Origin of the sequence: Actinospineispora eucalypti (genome assembly GCF_039543365.1) — a bacterium.
Lineage (GTDB): Bacteria > Actinomycetota > Actinomycetes > Mycobacteriales > Pseudonocardiaceae > Pseudonocardia > Pseudonocardia eucalypti.
Genome location: NZ_BAABJP010000001.1, coordinates 574,978 through 597,588, shown reverse-complemented (window position 1 = coordinate 597,588; position 22,611 = coordinate 574,978). Strand labels below are relative to the sequence as shown.

19 protein-coding genes are annotated in these 22,611 nt (G+C 72.2%); 11 read left to right on the top strand and 8 right to left on the bottom strand.

The window, feature by feature from the left end:
* Positions 1–116: 116 nt before the first annotated feature.
* Positions 117–839, bottom strand: coding sequence for an FCD domain-containing protein (locus ABEB12_RS02845; protein WP_185058803.1), 723 nt, complete (start codon positions 837–839; stop codon positions 117–119).
* A gap of 167 nt (positions 840–1,006) precedes the next feature.
* Here ABEB12_RS02845 and ABEB12_RS02840 point away from each other — a divergent pair, with 167 nt between their 5' ends.
* From ABEB12_RS02840 to ABEB12_RS02820, 5 genes are read left to right on the top strand one after another with little or no spacing between them, the layout of a single operon-like run.
* Positions 1,007–1,786 (top strand): 5-oxoprolinase subunit PxpA, encoded by a 780-nt coding sequence (locus tag ABEB12_RS02840; RefSeq protein ID WP_221497534.1) that lies wholly within the window; start codon positions 1,007–1,009, stop codon positions 1,784–1,786.
* Complete coding sequence (locus ABEB12_RS02835; protein WP_185058802.1) at positions 1,783–2,685, top strand: carboxyltransferase domain-containing protein; 903 nt, start codon at positions 1,783–1,785, stop codon at positions 2,683–2,685. Before ABEB12_RS02840 ends, ABEB12_RS02835 begins: the two co-directional genes overlap by 4 nt.
* On the top strand, positions 2,675–3,646 hold the full coding sequence (locus tag ABEB12_RS02830) for a 5-oxoprolinase/urea amidolyase family protein (protein WP_185058801.1): 972 nt from the start codon (positions 2,675–2,677) through the stop codon (positions 3,644–3,646). Before ABEB12_RS02835 ends, ABEB12_RS02830 begins: the two co-directional genes overlap by 11 nt.
* 4 nt (positions 3,647–3,650) lie before the next feature.
* Positions 3,651–3,890, top strand: coding sequence for an acetyl-CoA carboxylase (locus ABEB12_RS02825; RefSeq protein ID WP_185058800.1), 240 nt, complete (start codon positions 3,651–3,653; stop codon positions 3,888–3,890).
* On the top strand, positions 3,887–5,230 hold the full coding sequence (locus ABEB12_RS02820) for an acetyl-CoA carboxylase biotin carboxylase subunit (RefSeq protein WP_185058799.1): 1,344 nt from the start codon (positions 3,887–3,889) through the stop codon (positions 5,228–5,230). Before ABEB12_RS02825 ends, ABEB12_RS02820 begins: the two co-directional genes overlap by 4 nt.
* Here the strand turns inward: ABEB12_RS02820 and ABEB12_RS02815 are convergent.
* Positions 5,220–6,914 (bottom strand): PucR family transcriptional regulator ligand-binding domain-containing protein, encoded by a 1,695-nt coding sequence (locus ABEB12_RS02815; RefSeq protein ID WP_185058798.1) that lies wholly within the window; start codon positions 6,912–6,914, stop codon positions 5,220–5,222. The genes ABEB12_RS02820 and ABEB12_RS02815 overlap by 11 nt on opposite strands.
* Before the next feature lie 118 nt (positions 6,915–7,032).
* On the opposite strand from ABEB12_RS02815, the gene ABEB12_RS02810 reads away from it, so the two are divergent.
* Positions 7,033–8,286 carry an aminotransferase family protein gene (locus ABEB12_RS02810; protein ID WP_425572191.1) on the top strand — a complete coding sequence of 418 codons (1,254 nt, stop codon included), beginning with the start codon at positions 7,033–7,035 and terminating at the stop codon, positions 8,284–8,286.
* On the opposite strand, the gene ABEB12_RS02805 is transcribed toward ABEB12_RS02810, so the two are convergent.
* Positions 8,283–8,624, bottom strand: coding sequence for a hypothetical protein (locus tag ABEB12_RS02805; protein ID WP_185058797.1), 342 nt, complete (start codon positions 8,622–8,624; stop codon positions 8,283–8,285). The two genes, ABEB12_RS02810 and ABEB12_RS02805, sit on opposite strands and share 4 nt — an antisense overlap.
* A 176-nt stretch (positions 8,625–8,800) precedes the next feature.
* On the opposite strand from ABEB12_RS02805, the gene ABEB12_RS02800 reads away from it, so the two are divergent.
* The 3 genes from ABEB12_RS02800 (at position 8,801) to ABEB12_RS02790 (ending at position 12,218) form a co-directional block, all read left to right on the top strand.
* Positions 8,801–9,952 carry an acyl-CoA dehydrogenase family protein gene (locus ABEB12_RS02800; RefSeq protein WP_185058796.1) on the top strand — a complete coding sequence of 384 codons (1,152 nt, stop codon included), beginning with the start codon at positions 8,801–8,803 and terminating at the stop codon, positions 9,950–9,952.
* A gap of 178 nt (positions 9,953–10,130) precedes the next feature.
* Positions 10,131–11,381, top strand: a complete 1,251-nt coding sequence (locus ABEB12_RS02795) for a L,D-transpeptidase (RefSeq protein ID WP_345702502.1) — start codon at positions 10,131–10,133, stop codon at positions 11,379–11,381.
* Between the two features lie 27 nt (positions 11,382–11,408).
* Positions 11,409–12,218, top strand: coding sequence for an enoyl-CoA hydratase-related protein (locus ABEB12_RS02790; RefSeq protein WP_185058795.1), 810 nt, complete (start codon positions 11,409–11,411; stop codon positions 12,216–12,218).
* A gap of 2 nt (positions 12,219–12,220) precedes the next feature.
* Here ABEB12_RS02790 and ABEB12_RS02785 read toward each other — a convergent pair whose 3' ends face one another.
* The 3 genes from ABEB12_RS02785 to ABEB12_RS02775 form a co-directional block, all read right to left on the bottom strand.
* Positions 12,221–13,891: a thiamine pyrophosphate-dependent enzyme gene (locus ABEB12_RS02785; protein ID WP_185058794.1), complete on the bottom strand. Its 1,671-nt coding sequence runs from the start codon at positions 13,889–13,891 to the stop codon at positions 12,221–12,223.
* A gap of 1 nt (position 13,892) precedes the next feature.
* Complete coding sequence (locus ABEB12_RS02780) at positions 13,893–15,104, bottom strand: MFS transporter (protein WP_185058793.1); 1,212 nt, start codon at positions 15,102–15,104, stop codon at positions 13,893–13,895.
* 69 nt (positions 15,105–15,173) lie between these two features.
* Positions 15,174–15,968, bottom strand: coding sequence for an IclR family transcriptional regulator domain-containing protein (locus ABEB12_RS02775; RefSeq protein ID WP_185058792.1), 795 nt, complete (start codon positions 15,966–15,968; stop codon positions 15,174–15,176).
* Positions 15,969–15,977: 9 nt separating this feature from the next.
* Between ABEB12_RS02775 and ABEB12_RS02770 the strand changes: the two genes are divergently transcribed.
* Positions 15,978–16,847 carry an ABC transporter ATP-binding protein gene (locus tag ABEB12_RS02770; protein WP_345702501.1) on the top strand — a complete coding sequence of 290 codons (870 nt, stop codon included), beginning with the start codon at positions 15,978–15,980 and terminating at the stop codon, positions 16,845–16,847.
* A 561-nt stretch (positions 16,848–17,408) separates the two neighbouring features.
* Here the strand turns inward: ABEB12_RS02770 and ABEB12_RS02765 are convergent.
* Entirely contained in the window at positions 17,409–17,990 is a 582-nt protein-coding gene (locus ABEB12_RS02765; protein ID WP_185061410.1) for a hypothetical protein, read from the bottom strand.
* A gap of 72 nt (positions 17,991–18,062) precedes the next feature.
* Here ABEB12_RS02765 and ABEB12_RS02760 point away from each other — a divergent pair, with 72 nt between their 5' ends.
* Complete coding sequence (locus ABEB12_RS02760; RefSeq protein WP_185058790.1) at positions 18,063–18,980, top strand: LysR substrate-binding domain-containing protein; 918 nt, start codon at positions 18,063–18,065, stop codon at positions 18,978–18,980.
* On the opposite strand, the gene ABEB12_RS02755 is transcribed toward ABEB12_RS02760, so the two are convergent.
* Positions 18,958–22,404 carry a carboxyl transferase domain-containing protein gene (locus ABEB12_RS02755; protein WP_221497533.1) on the bottom strand — a complete coding sequence of 1,149 codons (3,447 nt, stop codon included), beginning with the start codon at positions 22,402–22,404 and terminating at the stop codon, positions 18,958–18,960. The genes ABEB12_RS02760 and ABEB12_RS02755 overlap by 23 nt on opposite strands.
* Between the last annotated feature and the right edge of the window lie 207 nt (positions 22,405–22,611).

Below are 22,611 nucleotides of genomic sequence, written 5' to 3'. Positions count from 1 at the left end.
ACTGAATCGCCCTGCTGAACCCACTGAATCAGCCTGCTGAACCCACTGAATCAGCCTGCTAGACCGACTGAACCAGTCTGCTGAACCGACTGAACCAGCCTGCTGAACCGACTGGATCAGGTGGGGGTGGGGGATAGGTCGGTGCGGGTGAAGGCGCCGGTGCGGTCCAGGTGGGCGATCAGGAGGCGGCCGATGTTCTCGATGTGCTCGACCATGGCGGCGCGGGCGGCTTCCGGGTCGCCGGCTTCCAGTGCGGCGAGGACGGCCTCGTGGTCGCGCTTGCTGGCGTCCGCCCAGCCGGCCACCCGGTCGTAGTAGTTACGCGGCACGTAGTGCACGAACAGGTTGAGCAGGCTGCTCAGCCGGGGTGAGCCGGCCGCCCGGTTGATGGTCCGGTGCACCTGGTGGTTCAGCTCGCCGACCCGCTCGGTCTCGCCCCGCAGCACGGCTTCGACCAGCGCGTCCTGGGTCGCGCGCAGCGCGGCCACCTCCGAGGCGTCGAGCCCGGAAACCGCCCGTGCGGCCAGCTCACCGGCCACGTAGGCCTGCACGTTGAACAGGTCGTCCACGTCCTGGCGGGTGGGCGGGAGCATGCGGAACCCCCGGCGCGGTTCCCAGCGCACCGCGCCCTCGCTCTGCAGGATCATCAACGCCTCGCGCACCGGGGTGGCGCTCACCCCCAACCGGGCGGCCAGATGCTCGGTGCGCACGTACCCGGTGGTGGGCAGCTCGCCCACCATGATCGCTTCACGCAGGTAGGCGGCCACCCGCTCGGACAGCTGCCGCTTCTCCCCCAACCTGGGCGAACCGAGTCCGGCCTCGAGCTTCGGGTCGGTCATCGGCACAGGCTAACCGTCATTCGTTCGGCCGGGGCAGCATGGTCGAGCGCCCGGCTTGGAGATTCACCAATCCGCCCGCCAGCTGTGAGAGTTTTCGACATTGCCCATGTCACGTCCGGCGCGGAAGCCTTCGGACACCAGCTGGCAACGGCAGGAGGCACGGGAGCATGAGCGATCACCAGCCACCCCGGACCATGGACATCAACTGCGACCTCGGCGAGGGCTTCGGCAACTACGTCATGGGGGCCGACGCCGAGATCATGCCCCTGATCACCACCGCCAACGTGGCCTGCGGGTTCCACGGCGGCGACCCGGTGATCATGGGCCGCACAGTGGCGCTGGCCGACCAGCACGGCGTGGTGGTCGGCGCCCATCCCGGCTACCACGACCTGGAGGGCTTCGGCCGCCGCCTCATCCCGCTGGACGAGGAGGAGGTGGCCGCACTGGTCACCTACCAAGTCGGCGCGCTGACCGGCTTCCTGCGCGCCCGGGACATGCCGCTGCACCACGTCAAGCCGCACGGAGCGCTGTACGCCTACCTGCGGGACAACCAGGCGGCCGGCGCGGCGGCGGCCAAGGCGGTGCACAAGCTAGCCCCGGAGACCAAGGCCTACTGGCCGGCGCCGGCCGGCACGTCGGCGTTCTGCCAGGAGCTGGGAGCGCTCGGGCACGAGGTGGTGCCGGAGATCTACCCGGATCTGACCTACTCCCCCGAGGGCAGGCTGATCATCCAGCGGCGCAAGCTGAAGACCGACCTGGCGTTCGCGTCCTCGCAGGTCAAGCGGTTCCTCACCGAGGGCCTGGTGGGGGCCGAGGACGGCACGCCGATCCGGCACGAGGCGCGCAGCGTGTGCATCCACTCGGACGGCCCGAACGCGGTGGATGTCGCGCACACGGTGCGCGCGGCGGTCACCGAGTGCGGCGCGGCCATCGAGGCCATCGCATGACGGCCGCCAAGCCGGACGCGAACGGTGTGCTCTACAGCCACGGCGGGGACGAGTGGATCGTCGCCCAGCTGGCCGAGGCGATGAGCCTGGAAACCCACCTGCGCGCGCAGGCCATCACCAACCGGCTGGCCGAGCTGAAACTGCCCGGCGTGCTGGAGATCTGCCCGTCCAACGCCTCCTACATGGTGCGGGTCGACCCGGATGCCGCCCACCCGGCCGCGATCATGGAACGGCTGCGTGAGCTGGCCGACGAGGTCGGCGACGCGCACGACATCGCGCTGCACACCCGGATCGTGGACATCCCGGTGCTGTTCGCCGACGAGTGGACGCACGAGGCGCTGATGCGTTTCCGGGACCGCCACCAGACCCCGGACCGCACCGATCTGGAGTTCGCCGCCGAGCTGAACGGCTACCCCGACAAAGACGCGTTCGTCCAGGCCATCGTGGGCACCCCGTTCATCGTGTCCATGATCGGCTTCGTGCCGGGGCTGCCCTGGGGCTACCAGCTGGCCCCGGCCGACCGGCAGATCGAGGTGCCCAAGTACGTGCGCCCGCGCACCTTCACCCCGGAGCGGGCGCTGGGCTGGGGCGGCGGGTTCAGCGCGATCTACCCGGTGGACGGGGCCGGCGGCTACCAGCTGTTCGGCCGGGTCGCCACGCCGATGGTGGACCCGACGCAACGCCTGTACGACTTCCGCGAGGAGTTCACCTTCCCCAGGCCGGGGGACGTCCACCGCTACCGGTCGGTGGACCGCGCCGAGTACGACGCGACCCGCGAGGCGGTGGAGAACGGCACGTTCCGCTACCGGATCCGGGAGGTGGAGTTCGTGCCGGCGGACTGGTTCGCCGACCCCGCCGCCACCACCGGCCGGCTGGAAGGAGCGCTCGATGCCGATTGAGGTGCGCAAACCCGGCCTGTTCAGCACGGTGCAGGACCGGGGCCGGATCGGCGGCTACCACCTGGGCATGCCGCCGTCCGGGGTGATGGACCGGTACGCCTACGAGGTGGGGGCGATGCTGGTCGGCAATGCCGGCGGCGAGGCGGGCCTGGAGTGCACGTACCTGGGTCCGGAGCTGGTCTTCACCGAGCCGACGGTGCTCGCGGTGACCGGCGCCGACATGCCGGCGAAGATCAACGGCGAGCCGGTGGACGGGTGGACCGCGCATGCCGTTCGCTCCGGCGATGTGCTGTCCTTCGACTACCTGCGGGCCGGCGCGCGGGCCTACCTCTCGGTGGCCGGCGGGATCGAGGTGCCGACCGTGCTGGGCAGCCGGGCCACCTACACGCTGATCGGCATGGGCGGCCTGGACGGACGTCAGCTGCGGGCCGGTGACGAGCTGAAACTGGGCGCGTCCAAGGCGTCGAGGCCGGGTTCGAGCGTCCCGGAGGAACTGCGCACCCGCCACCCGGCGCAGGTGGAGCTGCGGGTGGTCGTCGGGCTGTCCAGCTACCGGGTGGTGCCGGACAGCCTGGCCGCGTTCTTCACCACGGACTGGCGGGTCACCCCCGACGCGAACCGGGTGGGCTACCGGTACCGGGGCGGTTCGATCGACTTCGAGCCGCGCACCCCGCCGGCCGGAGCGGGCAGCGACCCGGCCAACGTGGTGGACATCGGCTACCCGATCGGCTCCATCCAGGTGCCCGGCGGGGCCGAGCCGATCGCGCTGCTGAACGACGCGGTGACCGGCGGCGGCTACGCCACCATCGCCACCATCATCAGCGCCGACCTGGGCCGCGCCGGCCAGTCCAAGACCAACGACGTGACCCGGTTCGTGCAGGTCACCCTGGACGAGGCGCTCGAGGCCCGGCACGAGCAGACCGCCCGGATCGCCCGGGTCCGCGAAGCACTGGGGAGCTAACTCAATGAGCGAACACGTGATCGCGGCCCCGTTCCCCGGGGTGTTCTACCGCCGGCCGGATCCGGAGTCGCCGCCGTTCGTCGCCGAGTCCGACGCGGTCGACGCCGGCACAGTGATCGGGCTGATCGAGGTGATGAAGATGTTCCAGGAGATCCAGGCCGAGGAGTCCGGCACCGTGGCCGAGTTCCTGGTGGAGAACGAGACGGCGGTGGACGCCGGCCAGCCGCTGGTCCGCCTGACGTGATCTCCCGGGTACTGGTCGCCAACCGGGGCGAGATCGCGGTCCGGGTGATCCGGGCCTGCCGGGACCTCGGGCTCACCGCCGTCGCCGTGTACTCCGAGGCCGACGCGGACGCGCTGCACGTGTCGCTGGCCGACGAGGCCGTTCCGATCGGGCCGGCGCCGGCCCGGTCCAGCTACCTGGACGTCTCCCAGGTGGTTGGCGCGGCGCGCGACACAAACTGCGACGCGGTGCACCCCGGCTACGGCTTCCTCGCGGAGAACCCCGCGCTGCCCCGGGCGTGTCAAGCGGCCGGGCTGGTGTTCGTCGGGCCGCCGGCCGAGGTGATCGAACGGGTCGGCGACAAGGTGTCCGCGCGGGCCGCCGCCGAGGCGGCGCACGTTCCGGTGGTACCGGGCAGCGGCCGGCTGGCGTCCGCCGGGGCCGCGCTCGAGTACGCGACCGAGGTGGGCTTCCCGGTGCTGTTGAAGGCGGCCGCCGGCGGTGGCGGCCGGGGTATCCGCCGGGTCGGGTCGGCGGAAGAGCTGCCGGCCGAGTTCACCTCCGCCGCCCGAGAGGCGGAGAGCGCGTTCGGCGACGGCGGTCTGTTCGTGGAGAAGTGCATCGTGGACGCCCGGCACGTGGAGATCCAGGTGCTGGCCGACGCTCACGGCTCGGTGGTGCACCTGGGCGAGCGGGAGTGCTCGCTGCAGCGCCGCCGGCAGAAGCTGGTCGAGGAGGCGCCGGCCCCCGGGCTGCCCGAGGCGCTGCGCAAGGAGATCGGCGCGGCGGCGGTGCGCCTGGCCCGCGAGGTCGGTTACCGGGGCGCGGGAACGGTGGAGTTCCTGGTCGACCCGTCGACCTGGGCGTACTACTTCATCGAGGTGAACGCCCGCATCCAGGTGGAGCACGGCATCACCGAGCTGGTCACCGGCGTGGACCTGGTGGCTACGCAGTTGCGCATCGCCGACGGCTCGCCCCTGCCGTTCGCCCAGGACGAGGTGGTCGCGCGGGGCGTCGCGATGGAGTTCCGGATCAACGCGGAGGACCCGGCGCGCGGTTTCTTCCCCTCCCCCGGCACCCTGTCGTTGATGCGCCCGCCGGCCGGCCCGGGGGTGCGGGTGGACACCGGGTTCGAGTCCGGCCGGGTGGTGCCGCCCTTCTACGACTCGCTGCTGGCCAAGCTGATGGTGTGGGCGCCCGACCGGCCGGCCGCTCTGGCCCGCGCCCGCCGCGCGCTGGCCGAGCTGCGGGTGGAGGGGGTGGCCACCACCGCCGCCCTGCACGGCCGCATCCTGGACTGGCCCGACTTCGTCGCCGGCCGCTACCACACCGGCTCGCTGGAGGCCTTCCTCAACGGCTGACCTCCAGTAGTAGCGCCAGGTGCAGGTCGGCCAGCGTGTCCGGGGCGTGCAGCTCCCGGCCGAGCAGCGCGCGGACCCGGGCCAGCCGGTGCCGGACGCTGTTCTCGTGCACGTGCAGCGCGCGGGCGGTGGCCGGCACGGACAGCGCGCACCGCAGGTACTCCCGCAACGTGTCCACCAGGAACCCCTGCTCGCGCAGCGGCGCCAGCACGGTGGCCGCCCGCTCCTTCACCCGTTCCGGGCCGACCGCCAGCACCAACCACTCCGCCACCCCCAGCCGATCCGCACTGACCACCGGCCGGGCAGTGGTCGCCGACGCCAGCGCCAACTCCGCGTCCGCCAACCCCTCACGCGCCCGGGCCAGCCCGGTGACTCGCGCCCCAACCCCCACCGCGACGACGTCGGCGACCCCCAGCAACGCCTCACCGAGTTCCTCCCCCGTCCACCCCGCCCCCTCGACCACCCAAACCACCACCCGCCCGGAATCACCCGCCACCAAATACGACACCCGCCACTCCGCCAACACCCGCTCCACCCCCGCCACCTCCACCGGCGAGTCGGCCTCTCGTCCCCGGCGAGTCGGGCTCCCGCGCTCGGCGAGTCGGGGATCTGGGTACGGCGAGTCGGGATTCTGGGTACGTCGGGCCGCGGATTCCCGCCCCGCGAGTCGGGAATCCGGGTACGGCGAGTCGGGATCTGAGGTACGCGGAGCCTCCGGTTCCGGCGCCACGCCAGCCAGGCGCAACGCCAGCACCCGACCGGGCACGTCCGGGTCGACCCCGAGCGCCCGGCCGTGATCACGCAGCTCGGCCACCACACCGGCCGGCAACTCGGGCCGCAGTGCCAGCGCACGGTGCAACAACTCCGCCCGGGCCGTTCGCCGCCGGGCCAGCTCACGCCCGCGAACCGTGCCGAGCCCCTCCAACAACTTCCCCACCACGGTCAGCGCGCGCAGAATCACCGGCACCGCGAGCGATCCCCGGGACACCTCGACCAGCACCCACCCGGTGATGTCGCCGTCCACCTCCACCGCCGTGGCGAACAGCCCGTCCGCGTCGATCACCTCCACCGGCGGCGCGTTCAGCGGCAGCTCGCGCAGCCGCCGCCAGCGGGCCTCGGCGCCGGACCCGGTGGTGTAGGACCCGGTGGTGAAAAGCACCGCGCCGACCTCGGTGTGCAGCGAGACCTCCGCGCGCAGCGCCCCGGCCAGCGCCGCGACCAGCGCGGTCTCCGGGTCCGGCTCGCCCAGCGCCTGCACCAGGCCGTCGGTGATCGCGGCGGTGCGGCGGAAGGTGCGCAGGTCCTGGCCCAGCAGCGCGGTGTCCACCATCCGCACGATCTCCCGGAACGGGATGCGCTCGGGCACCTCGAACACCGGGAAGGCGCGCCGCTCCGCCTCTTCCAACAGCGCCTTCGGCACCTGGTCGAACACGATTCCGGTGCCGAAGCCCAGCGCGACGACGCCGCCCTCGGCGAGCTCGGCGACCAGCTCCCGCTGTGCCGCCGGGTCCCGCCAGAGGCGCAGCCCCGTGGTCAGCACGATCCACTGCGGCGGCACCCAGCGGGACGGGTTGGCCGCCTCCACCACGTGCGCGCCGAGCACCGCCCGCCCGTGGGAGCGGGGGCCGCGCACCAGTTCGCGCAGGCCGAACTCCCGGTGGTCCAACACATCCTGAAAGATCATGATTAGGGAATCCACAACGCGAGTACGGATCGGTTTCGGATTCCATCATGTCGTTGCTTTCCCCGCCCCGGCTACTGTCAACAACCGGACAATTTGGCGCCCAGCGGAGGAGACCACGGTGAGCAACCCCGGAGCGGAAACCCTTTGGCACCCCTTCGCCGCGATGAACCAGGTCCGCAAGCAGCGCGTGACCATGGTCAGAGCGGAGGACGTCTGGGTCTGGGACTCCGAGGGCAACCGGTACCTCGACGGCACCGCCGCGCTCTGGTACGTGAACGTCGGGCACGGCCGCAAGGAGATCATCGAAGCGGTCGCCAAGCAGATGAACCAGCTGGACGCCTACCACACCTTCGGTGACATGGCCAACGAGCCGGCACTGCGCCTGGCCGACGAGCTGGCCGCGCGAGCCCCGATGACCGGGGCGAAGGTGTTCTTCACCAGCGGCGGCGGAGACTCCATCGACACCGCCGGCAAGATCGCCCGCCAGCACTTCGCGCTCACCGGCCAGCCGGAGCGCACCGTCCTCCTCTCCCGCGAGAGTGGTTACCACGGCACCCACGGGCTGGGCACCGCGCTGGGCGGCATCGCGCCGAACCGGATCGGCGGGCCGTTCGTGCCGGACGTCATCCAGGTGCCGTGGGACGACGCGGTCGCACTGGAGAAGACCATCGCGGGCATCGGCGCCGAGCGGGTCGCCGCGTTCTTCGCCGAGCCGGTGATGGGCGCCGGCGGCGTGCTGCCCCCGCCGCCCGGCTACCTGGAGGCGGTCGCGGAGATCTGCCACCGCAACGGCGTGCTGTTCATCGCGGACGCGGTGATCTGCGGTTTCGGCCGGCTGGGCAACTGGTTCGGCATCGAGCGGTTCGACGCGCGGCCCGACCTGATCACCTGCGCCAAGGGCGTGACCAGCGGCTACCAGCCGCTCGGCGCGGTGCTGGCGTCGGCCGAGGTGGCCGCGCCGTTCTGGGACACCCCGGGCGTGGCGTTCCGGCACGGCCCGACCTACGCCGGCCACCCCGCCGCGTGTGCCGCCGGCCTGGCCAACCTGGCGGTGATGGAGCGCGAGGACCTGCTGACCCGGGCGCGCGGCCTGGAGACCGAGCTGTACACCCGGCTGACCGCGCTCACCGACCACCCGCTGGTCGCGTCGGCGCGCGGCGGCGTCGGCTTCCTCGGCGCGGTGGAACTCGACCCGGAGCGGCTGGCCGCGAACCCCGGCCTGCCGGGCGCGGTGTCGGCGGCGGCCCGGTCACACGGGGTGCTCTCCCGCGCGACCATTTCCGCCATCGCGTTCTCCCCGCCGCTCACCGCGACCACGGAGCACCTGGACCTGCTGGCCGAGGCGCTCCGTGCGGCGCTGGACGAGGTTTAGTAGCGAATGCTTTCGCCGGAGTAGCGACCGCCTTTGCAGCGCAGCTGCACCCAGCGGTCCCAATCGCGGTGCCGGTTGCCCCGGTACTTGTGGCCGCGATAGACGATGTGCCCGCCACCCAGTACGCACCTTTTCGGGCTGACCGACTCGAACGCCGCCCCACTGCCGGCGTTCGGTGTCATGGCCAGGGCGGGTGCGCTGGTCAGGCCGACCGCGCAGACCGCGGCCACCACCGGCACACCGATGCGAACCAATGCTCGTCGCGCGCGCATATCGACGCTCCCCTTCTTCGGCGTGATGGCGATCACTGTATCGCCCGGCCGGCCGGAGAGCGCCAATCCTTAATCGAAACTTCAGCAACCGGCGGCCGTTTAGCACCGAATTCGGAAACAATTTCCGACGGCCGCCGCCGGCATTCTCTCGCGGGGTGCGCGGCCGCTCGGCGTACGTCGATCTGGGTGGGATGCGCGACATCGGGGGCCGCTCGGCGTCTACTTTCTATATTGTATGGGGCATGCTGAGTGCCGAGGAGCAGGCCGTTGTCGACACGGTGCGGGACTTCGTGGACCGCGACGTCCGGCCGGTGGCGCGCGAGCTGGAGCACGCCAACGAGTACCCGGAGAAGTTGATCGAGCAGATGAAGGCGCTCGGCATCTTCGGGCTGGCGATCCCGGAGCCGTGGGGCGAGGCGCCGGTGTCCATGCCGTGCTACGCGTTGGTCACCGCCGAGCTGGCGCGCGGCTGGATGTCGCTGGCCGGGGCGATGGGCGGACACACCGTGGTGGCCAAGCTGCTGCTCCAGTTCGGCACCGATTCCCAGCGCGACCGGTACCTGCCGAAGATGGCCACCGGTGAGATCCGGGCCACCATGGCACTCACCGAACCCGGCGGCGGCTCCGACCTGCAGGCCATGACCACCACGGCGCGCCGCCAGGACGACGGCGGCTACCTGGTCAACGGGTCCAAGACGTGGATCACCAACTCGCGCCGCTCCCAGCTGATCGCGCTGCTGTGCAAGACCGACCCGGCCGCGTCGCCCAAGCATTCCGGGATCTCGATCCTGCTGGTGGAGCACGGCCCGGGCCTGACCGTGTCCCGCGACCTGCCCAAGCTCGGCTACAAGGGCGTGGAGAGCTGCGAGCTCTCCTTCGACGACCACCGCGCCGGGCCGGACGCCCTGCTCGGCGGGGTCGAGGGCAAGGGCTTCGGGCAGATGATGAAGGGCCTGGAGACCGGGCGTATACAGGTTGCATCCCGGGCGCTGGGCGTCGGACGCGCGGCGTTCGATGACGCGCTGCGTTACGCGCAGGAGCGGGAGAGCTTCGGCAAGCCGATCTGGCAGCACCAGTCGATCGGCAACTACCTGGCCGACATGGGCACCAAGCTGACCGCCGCACGCGAGCTGATCCTCTACGCCGCGCGCCGCTACGACGCCGGCCAGCGGGTGGACATGGAGGCGGGCATGGCCAAACTGTTCGCCTCCGAGGTGGCCATGGAGGTCGCGCTGAACGCGGTGCGCATCCACGGCGGCTACGGCTACTCCACCGAGTTCGACGTGGAACGCTACTTCCGCGACGCCCCGCTCATGATCGTCGGCGAGGGCACCAACGAGATCCAGCGCAACGTCATCGCCGCCCAACTGGTCAAGCGCGGCGGCCTGGACTGAACGACCACCCAGCCGTACCCCAATCCCCGACTCACCGAGCACGAATCCCCGACTCACCGAGCACGAAATCCCGACTCGCCGTACCTGGATCCCCGACTCGCGGGGGTGGACCCGGTGGGGGGTTCTCAGGTTTGGTCGGTGAGGATGGGGTGTTGTGGGGAGTGCTAGTGGGTTTGCCGTGGCGCCCGCGCCTCGGCGGTGGGCGTCCGGGGCGCTCGGTATCGCATCGGTACTGATCGGGGTGGCCGCACTGGTCACGGCGACACGTGGGCCGGGAGCGATCGAGCAGGCGCTACCGGAGAGCGCGCCGCCGGCGCCGGTCGCCCGCGTCGCCATCGCCTCCGCCGCCACGCTGCCGGCCATCACTCCGGCGCCCGCCACGCCGGGGAGTCCGACCGATGCGGGGGCGATCAACGGCGCCAACCCGGCCACGCCGATCAGCGTCGCGGTGGCCGACGGGACGGTCCAGACGGTGAAGGTGACCGACCCGCGCGGCGCGTCGGTGCCCGGCGAGGCGGTCAAGGGCGGCTGGCACACCACGGTCGGGCTGGCCTACGGCACGGCTTACCGGGTGGACGTGGCCGCGGTCGGCGCGGACGGCCAGCCGGTGCACCAGACCCGCACGGTGAACACGGTGAAGCCGGCGCTGCTGGCCTACCCGTCGTTCATCCCGGCGCCGGGGCAGCAGAGCGTCGGGGTCGGCCAGCCGCTGGTGGTGAAGTTCGACCACCCGGTGACCGACCGGGCCGCCGCCGAGCGCGCGCTGAAGGTGACCACCAGCCCCGAACAGCCGGGTTCCTGGTACTGGATCTCGCCCAGCGAGGCGCACTACCGGGGCAAGGAGTACTGGCAGCCGAACACCACGATCTCCCTGCACGCCGGGATGTTCGGCGTCGACCTGGGCAAGGGCACGTTCGGCGAGCTGAACCGGGACCTCACCGTGCACGTGCACGACTCGTGGGTCGCCAAGGCCGACGGCAAGGTCGAGCAGATGCAGATCTTCCACAACGGCGCACTGGTCAACACCATGCCGATCAGCCTCGGCTCGCCGGGCCACCCGTCGCACCTCGGGCCGCACGTGGTCTCCGACAAGATGCCCACGATGACCATGGACTCGTGCACCTACGGGGTGTGCGAGGGCGACCCGGGTTACTACAAGGAGAAGGTCGACCTGGACCTGCGGATCTCCAACGACGGCGAGTTCGTGCACTCGGCGCCGTGGTCCACCGGGCAGCAGGGCGACTCCAACGTCTCGCACGGCTGCGTGAACCTGAGCCCGGCCAACGCGAAGTGGTTCTTCGACCACTTCAACGTCGGGGACGTCGTGGAGATCACCAACTCGGGCGGGCCGGCGCTTCCGGTGTACGACACCTACGGCGACTGGGAGCTCGACTGGCCGCACTGGCAGTCCGGATCCGCCCTGCGGTGACCGCGTAACCCCGTTATCGTGATCCGCATGACACAGGTCGTGCACCGGCGGGAGCTGGAACCCGGGATCCACCTGCTGGAGCTGGACCGCCCGGACCGGCTCAACGCGATGACCGAGAACCTGGTCGACCAGCTGCACGAGCAACTGGGCCTGCTGGCCGCCGACGACTCCTGCCGGGTGGTGATCCTGACCGGCCGGGGCCGGGGGTTCTGCGCCGGCCTGGACCTCAAGGGCTACGCGCCCGGCCAGGACGGCCGGCTGCCGGGTTCCTCACCCCAGGACCGGATGCGCCTGATCAAACGGATCGCCTCGCTGGTCACCGAGCTGCGGGCGCTGCCGCAGCCGGTCATCGCGGCGATCAACGGCGCGGCCGCCGGTGGCGGGCTGGCGCTGGCCGTGGCCTCCGACGTGCGGCTGGCCGGGGCGTCGGCCCGGTTCGCCGACGGGTTCGTGCGGATCGGGCTGTCCGGCTGCGAGATCGGGGTGAGCTGGCTGCTGCCCCGGCTGATCGGTGCGTCCCGCGCGTTCGAGCTGATGCTCACCGGCCGGCTGATCGACGCGGCCGAAGCCGACCGGATCGGCCTGGTCTCCCGGGTGGTGCCGGACGATTCGCTGATCGACGCCGCGCTGGGCGTGGCCAGGGAGATCACCGGGAACAGCCCGTTCGGCGTGCGCCTGACCAAGCAGGTGATGTGGCACCAGCTGGAAACCGGGTCGCTGGGCGCCGGCATCGCCATGGAGGCCGGCACCCAGGCCACCGCCAGCCTGACCGCCGACGCCGGCGAGGCCATGACCGCATTCCTGGAAGGCCGGCAACCCCGGTTCACGGACTCGTAAAGTTACTGCTGGAACGTCGGATCCGGGCGGACCGCGACCTCCAACACCAGCGGGTTGGTCCGCGCGGGCAACGTGGGCACCACCCGGTCCAGCGCGTCGCCGAGCTCCTCCTGGGTGTGCACCGACTCCGCCGGGCAGCCCAGCCCCCGGGCCAGGGCGGACACGCTGACCTCGGAGAACGCCGGCCAGGGCGGCTTGCCGCCGTGCTGCTCGGCCAGCCGGTCCATGATCGCGTAGCGGCCGTTGGCCAGCACCACGAACAGCACGCCGCAGGAGTAGTGCGCGCCGCTCCACAGCGCCTGGATGCCGTACAGCGAGGACCCGTCGCCGACCACCGCGACCACCGGGCGGTCCGGCCGGGCCATGCGCACGCCGATCGCGGCCGGCAAGGCGAAACCCAGCCCGCCCATGGCCGCGCTCAGGTAGCCCAGCGACTCCCGCGCCGGCAGCAACCGGTGCAGCTGCGGCCGGCTGGAAGGGGTCTCCTCCACCACCACGGTGTCCGGGCGCAGCCGCCGCGCCAGTGCCGTCATCACATCCGCCGCGCGCAGGGCCGGCCCGGTTGCCGAGCCGGGATCCGCCGCCGCGCCGGCGGCCATCCCCACGCCGGCCGGTATCCCCGATTGGGCCGCCAACCCCGCTGAAGTGGCTGAACCACCCTGCTGAAGTGGCTGAATCGGGCTGGATCGGGGTGGGAGCCGCTCGGTCAGGCGTTGGCAGAGGGAGGGGAGCTCGGCGACGAGCGCCAGTTCGGCGGGGCTGTGTTTGGCGTCTTCCAGGTCGTCGGTGAGGAGGGCCACTCTCACGCCCGGCGGGAGCAGCGGTCCCGGCTCGTACAGGTACTGCCGGAACACCGGCCCGCCGACCACCAACACCACGTCGTGCCCGTCCAGGGTGTCGCGCAGCCGGGACCGGCCGGACGGCAGGTGCCCGGCGAAGCGCGGGTGGTCCTGCGGGAAGCCGGCGCGCGCGGCGAACGCCTCCTGCCAGACCGGGCAGTCCAGCCGCTCGGCCAGCTCGACCAGCGCGGTCCAGGTGTCCGGCCGGTCCGCGTCGGCGCCGACCACCAGCGCCGGGCGCGCGGCGCCGCCGACCAGGGCGACCAGCTCGTCCAGCTCCCGTTCCTCCAGCGAGGACGCCGTGCGCATGGCGTCCGGCGCGGGCAGCTCCACGTCCTCCGCCGGCTCGGCCCAGTCCCCGCTGGGCACGATCACCAGTGCCGGCCCTCGGCCCAGCCGGGCCTCGTGCCAGGCCCGGGCCAGTGCGCCCGGGACGTCCTGTGGACGAGGCGGCTGGTTGGTATACACCGGGTATACACCGGCCAAGCCTTCCAGGTCGCCGGTGAGGAACGGCCGGTTGGCCAGGTGCCGGCGGTCCTGCTGGCCGACCAGCACCACCAGCGGCACCCGGTTGGCCCGGGCGGTGGCCAGCGCGGAGACCGCGTTGCCCAGTCCGGCGGTGGTGTGCAGGTTGACGAACGCCGGGCGGTCGGCGGCGGTGGCCCACCCGGTGGCCATGCCGACCACCGCGCCCTCGTGCAGCCCGAGCACGAAGTCGAAGTCGTCCGGCAGGTCGGCCAGGAAGGCCACCTCGGTGGAGCCGGGGTTGGCGAAGATCGTGGTCAACCCCCGGTGGCGCAGCACATCCAGCGCCGCGTCCCGAACCGTGCGCATGTCACTCCCTCACAGTCGCCGGCACCAGGAAAACCGCGAGCGCGGCCACCGCCGCGACCGCCGCGAACAGGTAGAACCCCCACGGGTAGGCGATGCCGGCGGAGAGCAGGGCGCCGCCGACCAGCGGGCCGCTGATCGCGCCGATCCGGCCGACGCCGCTGGCCGAGCCGAGCGCGGTGCCGCGCGCCCAGGTCGGGTAGCGCTGCCCGATGTACGCGTAGACCAGCACCTGGGCGCTGAACACGAACACCCCGGCCAGCAGCACGCTGACCGCGATGCCCACCCCGGCCACCTTCACGGTGAGCAGCGCCAGGAACACCATCGCGCCGACGAACCACAGCATGGTGGCCGGGCGCAGCCCGATCCGGTCGCCCACCCAGCCGGCGACCAACATGCCCAGGATGGCGCCCAGGTTCAGCACCAGCAGCAGGGCCAACCCGGCCCGCAGCCCGTAGCCGGCCGCCCGCATGATCTCCGGCAGCCAGGTATTCAACCCGTATACCAGCAGCAACCCCATGATCGAGGCCAGCCAGAAGGCCAGCGTGGCCCGCCGGTAGCCGGGCTGGAACAGCGTGCGCACCGGGTTGGCCTCCGGCCGCTCGGCCAGGTACCAGGTGGATTCCGGCAGGAACCGCAGCAGCAGCGGGACCAGCACCAACGAAGGCAGAGCAAGCAGCACGAACATCAGCCGCCAGCCCAGGTTCGGGATCACCACGATGCCCAACAGCGAGGTGAGCACCGCCCCGACGTGGTAGCCGATCATCAGCGTGGTGGTCGCGGTGCCCACCCGGCCGCCCTTGGCGTACTCGTTGACCAGCGCCAGCGCCACCGGCAGCACCCCGCCCAGCGGGATCCCGGCGAGGAAGCGCAAGGCGCCGAACGTCCACGGGTCGGGCGCCACCGCGCAGAGCAGGGTCAGCAGCGAGAACGCGACGACGGTGATCAGCATGCCTCGGCGGCGGCCGATCAGGTCGGTGAGCGGGCCGACCGACAGCGCGCCGACCATCACGCCGAGCAGCCCGACGGTGGCGATGATCGACCCGGTGGCCGGGTGCAGCCCCCATTCCGGGTAGCGCAGCAGCGAGGGCATCACCACGCCCAGCACCACCAGGTCGGCGCCCTCCAGGGTTACCGCCGCCCAGCACAGCGGCAGCACCCAGCCCGCGTTTCGCGTTCCCTCGCCCACCGAACTCGCCGTTGAGTTGGTCGACATGGGTCACCTCCTCGATCGCGTACCCCTCCGGAACAGGAGTTGGCAGTATCGGAAGCGGTGAACCCCTTGTCAGCGGCTTCTCTCACTCACCGGAAAACGTTCCCCCGGAGCGCCCAACGCGCGGGAGACGGCGGCGGCGGTCACCCGCACCACCGGCACCAGTGGTTGCAGATTCTTCGAATCCGAGTTCAGCACCACGGAGATCGCCGCGACCACCTGGCCGGAACCGCCGACCACCGGCGCGGCCACCGACGAGGCGCCCTCGGTCATCTCGTCGCGGCTCAGGCAGTAGCCGGTGGTGCGGATGTCGGCCAGGGCGCCGGCCAGCTCGGCCGGGTCGGTGATGGTGCCGCTGGCCAGCCTGGGCAGGCCTCGGGCCACCACCTCGGCGACAAGGTCGGCGGGCGCGTGCGCGAGCAGCACCTTGCCCGGCCCGCTGGCGTGCATCGGCATCCGCCGGCCGACCTGGGAACGCACCGCGGCCTCGATCCGCCCGGGCAGCCGCTCCACGAACAGGGCGTGTGGTCCGTCCGCTACCACCAGGTGCACGTAGTGCCCGGTGGCCGAGGCCAGGTCCTGCAGGAACGGCAGCGCGGCGTCCCGCAGGTCCCGGGCGGCCGGGGCCAGCGCGCCGACCCGCCAGAGCCGGATGCCGATCCGGTACCGGCCCCGCGCCACCCGCTCCAGCGCACCCCATTCGACCAGCTCGGCGACCAGCCGGTGGGTGGTCGCCGGGGCCAGCCCGGTGGCCTGGGAGATCGAGGTGATCGTGTGCTCCGGGCGTTCCGAGGAGAACACGCCGAGCACGGCCAGCGCGCGGCTCAGCACCGAGCGCCCCGGGCGGTTGCCGGTGCGATGGTTCATGATTCAAGGGTGCCCCGTGAATCCGAACCCGTGCTGGACATCGTGGACGTGGATTTCGTCCGGGAGGGCCGGGACATCCTGGCCTGCATCCGGCTGACCGTGCACGCCGGCGAGCACTGGGCGCTGCTCGGCCCCAACGGCGCCGGCAAGAGCACGCTGCTCTCCCTGTGCGGCGCGATCGCGCACCCCACCCGGGGCGCCGTGCAGGTGCTCGGGTTCCGACTGGGCCGGGTGGACATGCGCGAGCTGCGGGGCTGGATCGGCCACGTGGACCCGCGCCAGCCGCTGGACCCCCGGCTGAGCGTGGAGCAGGCCGTGCTCACCGGGGTCACCGGCAGCAACGGCTGGGTGCCCCGGTGGAAGCCCAGCGCCACCGCGCTGCGCCGGGCGGACGACCTGATGGAGCTGCTCGGCGTCGCGCGGCTGCGCGACGCGGGGTTGGCCACGCTGTCCCAGGGCGAACGGGGCCGGACCCTGGTCGCCCGTGCACTCATGCCCCAGCCGCACCTGTTGCTCCTGGACGAACCGAGCACCGGCCTCGACCTGGCCGCCCGGGAACGCCTGCTCACCTCGGTGGACACACTGCGCGCGGAGTACCCCTCGCTGGCGAGCGTGCTGGTCACCCACCACCTGGAGGAGCTGCCGGCCAGCACCACGCACGCCATGCTGCTGCGCGGCGGGCGCACCCTGAGCTCCGGCCCGGTGGCCGACGTGCTGACCAGCTCACTGGTGAGCACCTGCTTCGACCACCCGGTGCTGATCAAGCACTCGCTGAACCGCTGGACCGCCCAAGCCGCCCCAATACCCGAAACCGATCTCCCCACCTACACCCCCGACACCCCAACCGACGACCCCCACCCCAACCCCCTCCACCGCTAACCCCTAGGCGAGTCGGGGATCTAGGTACGGCGAGTCGGGGATCTGGGTACAGCGAGTTGGGAACCCGGGCACGGTGCGGATGGCTGGCGCGCGGAGCGTTCGTCCGCTGTGCCGGTCCGCGGATCGCTTTGACGACGGGGCGGGCGAGGACGCCTCCTGCCGGTCAGCCCGTCCGACTCGTCTTTCGCTCAGCTAGTGCGCTAGCTAATGCTCAGCTAGTGCGCTAGCTAGCGCACTAGCTAGTGCTCGGCAATCGCTCATCCCAGCGCCGCCTTGCTCGCTGACAGTCGCTATCGGCAGAGTCGCGAGGCCTCCCCCGGCCGACTCCTGGCCGCGCGAACAGCTCAGCCCGCCGTCCAAGCACTCTGCGAACCGGCGCCGCTACCAGGTACCGGCCACGTACCCGGCCCGAGCCCCGCCTCAACCCGCTCCACGACGCACACGAATCCCCAACTCGCCGTACCCAGATCCCCGACTCGCTGTACCCGAATCCCCGACTCACCGGGGCACGAAAGCCCGACTCGCTGTACCTGAATCCCCGACTCGCCGAGGGTGGTGGGGTTAGGGGCAGGGGTGGGGGTTGGGGCGGGTTATACGGGTGCGCCAGAACCAGAGTGCGGCTACCAGGTAGAGGCCGACCAAGACTGGCACGGCGACGGCATCCAGCAGCGCCGCCAGGCCGGCCACCGTCAACCCGGCGGCGACCACGGCGACACCGGTGCGCAGCGCGAACCAGATCGGTCGACGGCTGGAGTTCAGCCACGCCCACGCGCCGCCACACAGCACCGCGACCAGGAACAACGCGCCGAGCGCCGCCACAGCCGAGGCCGGCAGCACCGGCGCCGCTACCACGGCGAGCGCGCCAACCGCGACCACCACCCCGGCCCGGACCAACGCGCTCAGGCCACCGACCGGCGGCGCCACCCCACCCAGCGTGCGCACCGAGACGCCGTCACCGATCAGCGCCAGGGAACCGCCCCGGCCGACCAGCACCGGTTCCGCCGGGCCATCCCGGCGCACCTGCAGCCGGCCGCATGCACACCGCGTGTATACAACGATCCCTTCGGCGGTCTCGTGGCGGGACACAATCTCGAACGGCTCGGCCTCCGGCCAGCCACAACGACGGCAGCGCTGGGTGTTCATGACTCCAGGATCGGCTCGAAAACCCCTCGTGTCCATTTCACATTTCTTACTAGCAACGTACAATCTGACTACATGATTGACCTGCGCCGTCTGCACGTGCTCCGCGTCGTCGACCAGCTCGGCACCATCACCGCCGCGGCCGGTTCACTGCACCTGACGCCGTCGGCGGTGTCCCAGCAACTGCGCTCGCTGGCGCACGAGCTGAGCGTCCCGCTGCTCGAACCGGACGGCCGGCGGGTCCGGCTGACCCCGGCGGCGCACCTGTTGCTCAAGCACGCGGACAGCCTGGCCACCCAGTGGGAGCAGGCGCGAGCCGAGCTGCGGGCCTACGGCGAACAGAGCGGCGGGTCGCTGCAGCTGGGCGGGTTCCCCTCGGTGCTGCCGGCGGTGATCGCGCCGGCCGCGTCGCTGCTGCGCGAGCGGGAACCGGATCTCGACCTGCACATCATGGAGGTCGAGTCGCAGAACGCCTTCGAGCTGCTGCTGGTCGGCGAGGTGGACATCGCGATCACCCTGCCCAACCTGGACCGGCCGGTGGCCGACGACCCCAAGTTCGACCAGCAACGGCTGTTGGACGAGCCGCAGGACATGCTGGTTCCGGCCGACCACCCCCTGGCCGGAAAACCGGCCGTCTCGCTGGAGGACTTCAAGTTCGACGAGTGGGTGCTCCCGGTGGCGCACAGCTGCGACCAGTTCGAGCTGGCCTCGGTGGCCTGCGCCGCCGCCGGCTTCACGCCGAAGGTGCGGCACCAGGCGAAGGAGTGGGCGGCCACCATCGCCATGGTCGCGCACGGGTTGGGCGTGTGCCTGTTGCCCCGGCTGGTGCCGATCCCGAGCGGCATGGCCGTGGTCCGGCTGGCCCTGCGCGACCCGGTGCCCCGCCGGCGGCTGCTCACCTGCACCCGGCGCGGCAGCCGGGAGCAGCGGGCCATCGCGCTCGGCCTGGACGCGCTGGCCGAGATCGCGCTCAGAAGCCGAGTGCGCGGGTGAGCACGGTCCGGGTGTCCGCCGGGTCGATCACGTCGTCCAGGTCGAAGGTGGAAGCCACGCTGAGTGCCTTGCCGTGCTCGTACAGCCGCGCGACCAGTTCCTCGTACCGCTCCCGCCGGGCCACCGGGTCCTCGATCGCCGACAGCTCGGCGCGGTAGCCCAGCTCCACCGAGCCTTCCAGGTTCATCCCGCCGAACTCGCCGGTCGGCCAGCTCGCGGTCATCCGGGTGGCCCGGAAGCCGCCGCCGGCCATGGCCATCGCGCCCAGCCCGTAACCCTTGCGCAGCACCACGACCACCGGCGGTACCCGCAGCTTGGCCCCGGCGACGAACATCGCGCCGAACCGCCGCACCGCACCCCTCGCCTCTTCCTCCGGGCCGACCATGAACCCCGGCGTGTCGCACAGCGAGACCACGGGAAGTCCGTAGGCGTCACAGATCCGCAGGAACCGGGCGGCCTTGTCGGCGGCGTCGGAGTCGATCGCGCCGCCCAGGTGCAGCGGGTTGTTGGCGATCACGCCGACCGGGTGGCCGGCCAGCCGCGCGAACGCGGTGACCATGCCGATGCCGAACCCTCGCCGCAGCTCCAGCACGCTGCCGGTGTCGAACAGCGCGTCCAGCACCCCGCGTACCGGATAGGCGCGCACCCGGTTCTCCGGCACCATCGCCCGCAACAGGCGTTGATCTTCATGGGTATACTCGCTGTATACAGTGCCGGTGGCGTAGTCCAGATACCGCCGGGCGGCGTCCGCCGCCGCCCGGTCATCGGAGACCAGCAGGTCCACCACGCCGTTCGGCACCTGCACGGACATCGGCCCGACGTCCCCCGGCGCCACCTGGCCCAGCCCGCCGCCGGCGATCATCGCGGGGCCGCCCATGCCCAGGCTGGCGCCCTCCACCGCGATCAGCACGTCACACACCCCGGCCAGCGCGGCGTTCCCGGCGAAGCAGTAACCGCCGACCACGGCGACCGTGGGCACCTCGCCGACCAGTGCGGCCGCCGTGTGGAAGGTCGGCACGTCCAGCCCGGTGAACCCCGCCTGGTCGGTGTCCCCGGGCCGCCCGCCGCCGCCCTCGGCGAAGATCACCATCGGCAGCTTCTCCCGGCGGGCCAGCTCGAGCAGCCGGTCGGTCTTGCGGTGGTTCTGCACGCCCTGGGTGCCGGCCAGCACCGTGTAGTCGTAGGACATCACCGCGCAGCGCGTTCCGTGGATGCGCGCGGTTCCGGTGACCATGCCGTCGGCCGGGGTGCGTTCGATCAGCTCCGCCACGCTGCGCCGGCGACGCTGCGCGGCGATGACCAGTGCGCCGTACTCCACGAAGCTGTCCGGGTCGCACAGCGCGTCCAGGCTCTCCCGGGCGGTCAGCCGGCCCTTTTCGTGCCGCTTGGCGGCCGCCTCCGGGCGGCCCTCGTCGCTGCCGGTGTAGTGCCGGTGCAGGGTCTCGGCCAGGTCCGCGCGGATGTGGTCCGGGTCGTGCTCGGTCCGGTCGGTTTCGTCCTCGGCGGCGTGGCCGGCCGGTTCGACGCGCACCAACGGGGTGCCTTCGCCGACCGCGTCACCCACCTTGACCAACAGCTCCATCACTTCGACGGGACCGGGTGCGGGTATCTCGTGCTCCATCTTCATCGCCTCGAGCACGGCCAGCGGCGCACCCTTCGGCCGCGCGTCGCCCGGCGCCGCCGGCAGCTCCACCACCACGCCCGCCCGCGGCGCCCGCACGACCTCCCCGTCGACCCCGCACTCAACCCCCAGCCCCGGCCGCGGCTCGAGCCCCGACCCTGGCGGCGGCCCCGACTCAAGCTCCGGCCGCCACTCCGCCCCTAGGCCCGAGCGCGGCTGAGGCCCCGATCCTGGCGGCTCCGACTCAGACTCCGGCCGCGGCTCGAGCAGCTCGGCGAGGTGCTCGTCCACGAACCCGGTGTGCACCTCGCCGGGCCGGAAGTCCGGGTGCCGCAGCAATGCGCGCAGCACGCCCAGGTTGGTGGCCACCCCCTCCACCCGGAAGCGACCGAGCGACCGCTCGGTCGCGGTCAGCGCGGCGCCCGGGTCAATGCCGGTGACGATCACCTTGGCCAACAGCGAGTCGTACCTCGGGCTCACCGGAACCCCCTGTCCGGCGGCGGTGTCCACCCGGACGCCCCGCCCGGACGGCGGCTCGAACCGGGTCGGCGTGCCGGCGGCCGGATGCACCTCACTGTCGGCGCGCGGCGTTTCCGCGTTCACCCGCGCCTGCACCGCCGCACCCCGGCACGGCGGGCTTTCGGTAAGGCCCAGGTCGGCCAGCGTGGCGCCGGCGGCCACCGCTAGCTGCAGCTCCACCAGGTCCAGCCCGGTGACCTCCTCGGTCACCGTGTGCTCCACCTGCAATCGGGCGTTGACCTCGAGAAACACGAACTCGTCCCGGTACACCAGGAACTCGGCGGTGGCCAGCCCCAACCGGTCGACCGACTCACCCAGCCGTACCGCCGCCGCATGCAACCGCTCGCGCAACCCGTCGGGCACGCCGGGCGCCGGCGCGATCTCCACGAGCTTCTGCCGGCGCCGCTGCGCACTGCAGTCCCGATCGCCCAGCGCGACCACCGCACCGGTCCGGTCGCCCAGCAGCTGCACCTCCACGTGCCGCGCCCCGCGCAGCAACCGCTCCAGATACAGCGCCGGGCTACCGAACGCTCGCTCGGCCTCCGACCGGCACCGGGCGAGTACCCCGGCGACCCCCTCCTGCTCTGCGTGCAAAAACGCAACATTCGAGGCAGTTCGCTGGTCTGACTCGGTCTCGCCGACGGAGTTCGCCTGGGTCTCGGTGACGGAGTTCGCTTGCGTCCCGGCGACGGCGTTCGTCTCGGCGACGGCGTTCGTCTCGGCGCGGGAGCGCGGCGTCGCGGCGCTGATCGTCAGTGGGCGCATGCCGAGGCCGCCCCCACCGGCGACCGCCTTGACCATGACCTGCCCGCCGTGCGCGGCGGCGAACCGGGCCGCCGCCCGCTCGTCCGCCGCTGGGTCCTCGCCGGTGAGTACCGGGCTGCCGGCGAGCAGCGGGATCGCCAGTTCGGCCGCGCGCGCCCGGGCCGCCGCCTTGTCCCCGAACAGCGTCAACGCGGCCGGCGACGGCCCCACGAAGGTCAGCCCGGCCCGCGCGCAGGCCTCGGCGAACGACGCGCGCTCGGACAGGAACCCGTAACCGGGGTGCACCGCGTCGCACCCGGTCCGCCGAGCCGCTTCGACCATCGCGGCCGCGTCCAGGTACGCCGCCGGCCCGGCGGCATCCAGCCGCACCGCGTCCGACGCGCCCGCCAGGTGCCCGCCGTCGGCCTCGTCGGCGGCGTGCACCGCGACGCACGGGATCCCGAGCGACTCGGCGGTGTGCCATACCCGAACCGCCACCTCACCCCGGTTCGCCACCAGCAGCCGCGTGATCGCCGTCATCGGCCGACCCTAACCGCGCCGCCACCGCCGTGCCCCGTGAACGCCGGCCGTCCGGGGGCACCGCCGAGAACCGGAAACCGTCGGCTCAAGGGGTCGCGGGTGTCGACTCGGTGTGCCAGGAACGTCGGCTCGGTGTGCTGGAACCTCGACTCAGAGTGCCCGGAACGTCGGCTCGGTGTGCTGGAACCTCGACTCGGTGCGCCAGGA

Bases quoted from the DNA above. Each gene is read 5' to 3' on its own strand.
- ABEB12_RS02760 (WP_185058790.1), top strand. From the start codon at position 18,063: ATGATTGACCTGCGCCGTCTGCACGTGCTCCGCGTCGTCGACCAGCTC.
- ABEB12_RS02825 (WP_185058800.1), top strand. From the start codon at position 3,651: ATGAGCGAACACGTGATCGCGGCCCCGTTCCCCGGGGTGTTCTACCGC.
- ABEB12_RS02815 (WP_185058798.1), bottom strand. From the start codon at position 6,914: ATGATCTTTCAGGATGTGTTGGACCACCGGGAGTTCGGCCTGCGCGAA.
- ABEB12_RS02775 (WP_185058792.1), bottom strand. From the start codon at position 15,968: ATGAACCATCGCACCGGCAACCGCCCGGGGCGCTCGGTGCTGAGCCGC.
- ABEB12_RS02755 (WP_221497533.1), bottom strand. From the start codon at position 22,404: ATGACGGCGATCACGCGGCTGCTGGTGGCGAACCGGGGTGAGGTGGCG.
- ABEB12_RS02765 (WP_185061410.1), bottom strand. From the start codon at position 17,990: ATGAACACCCAGCGCTGCCGTCGTTGTGGCTGGCCGGAGGCCGAGCCG.
- ABEB12_RS02790 (WP_185058795.1), top strand. From the start codon at position 11,409: ATGACACAGGTCGTGCACCGGCGGGAGCTGGAACCCGGGATCCACCTG.
- ABEB12_RS02840 (WP_221497534.1), top strand. From the start codon at position 1,007: ATGAGCGATCACCAGCCACCCCGGACCATGGACATCAACTGCGACCTC.
- ABEB12_RS02830 (WP_185058801.1), top strand. From the start codon at position 2,675: ATGCCGATTGAGGTGCGCAAACCCGGCCTGTTCAGCACGGTGCAGGAC.
- ABEB12_RS02835 (WP_185058802.1), top strand. From the start codon at position 1,783: ATGACGGCCGCCAAGCCGGACGCGAACGGTGTGCTCTACAGCCACGGC.
- ABEB12_RS02800 (WP_185058796.1), top strand. From the start codon at position 8,801: ATGCTGAGTGCCGAGGAGCAGGCCGTTGTCGACACGGTGCGGGACTTC.
- ABEB12_RS02780 (WP_185058793.1), bottom strand. From the start codon at position 15,104: ATGTCGACCAACTCAACGGCGAGTTCGGTGGGCGAGGGAACGCGAAAC.
- ABEB12_RS02785 (WP_185058794.1), bottom strand. From the start codon at position 13,891: ATGCGCACGGTTCGGGACGCGGCGCTGGATGTGCTGCGCCACCGGGGG.
- ABEB12_RS02845 (WP_185058803.1), bottom strand. From the start codon at position 839: ATGACCGACCCGAAGCTCGAGGCCGGACTCGGTTCGCCCAGGTTGGGG.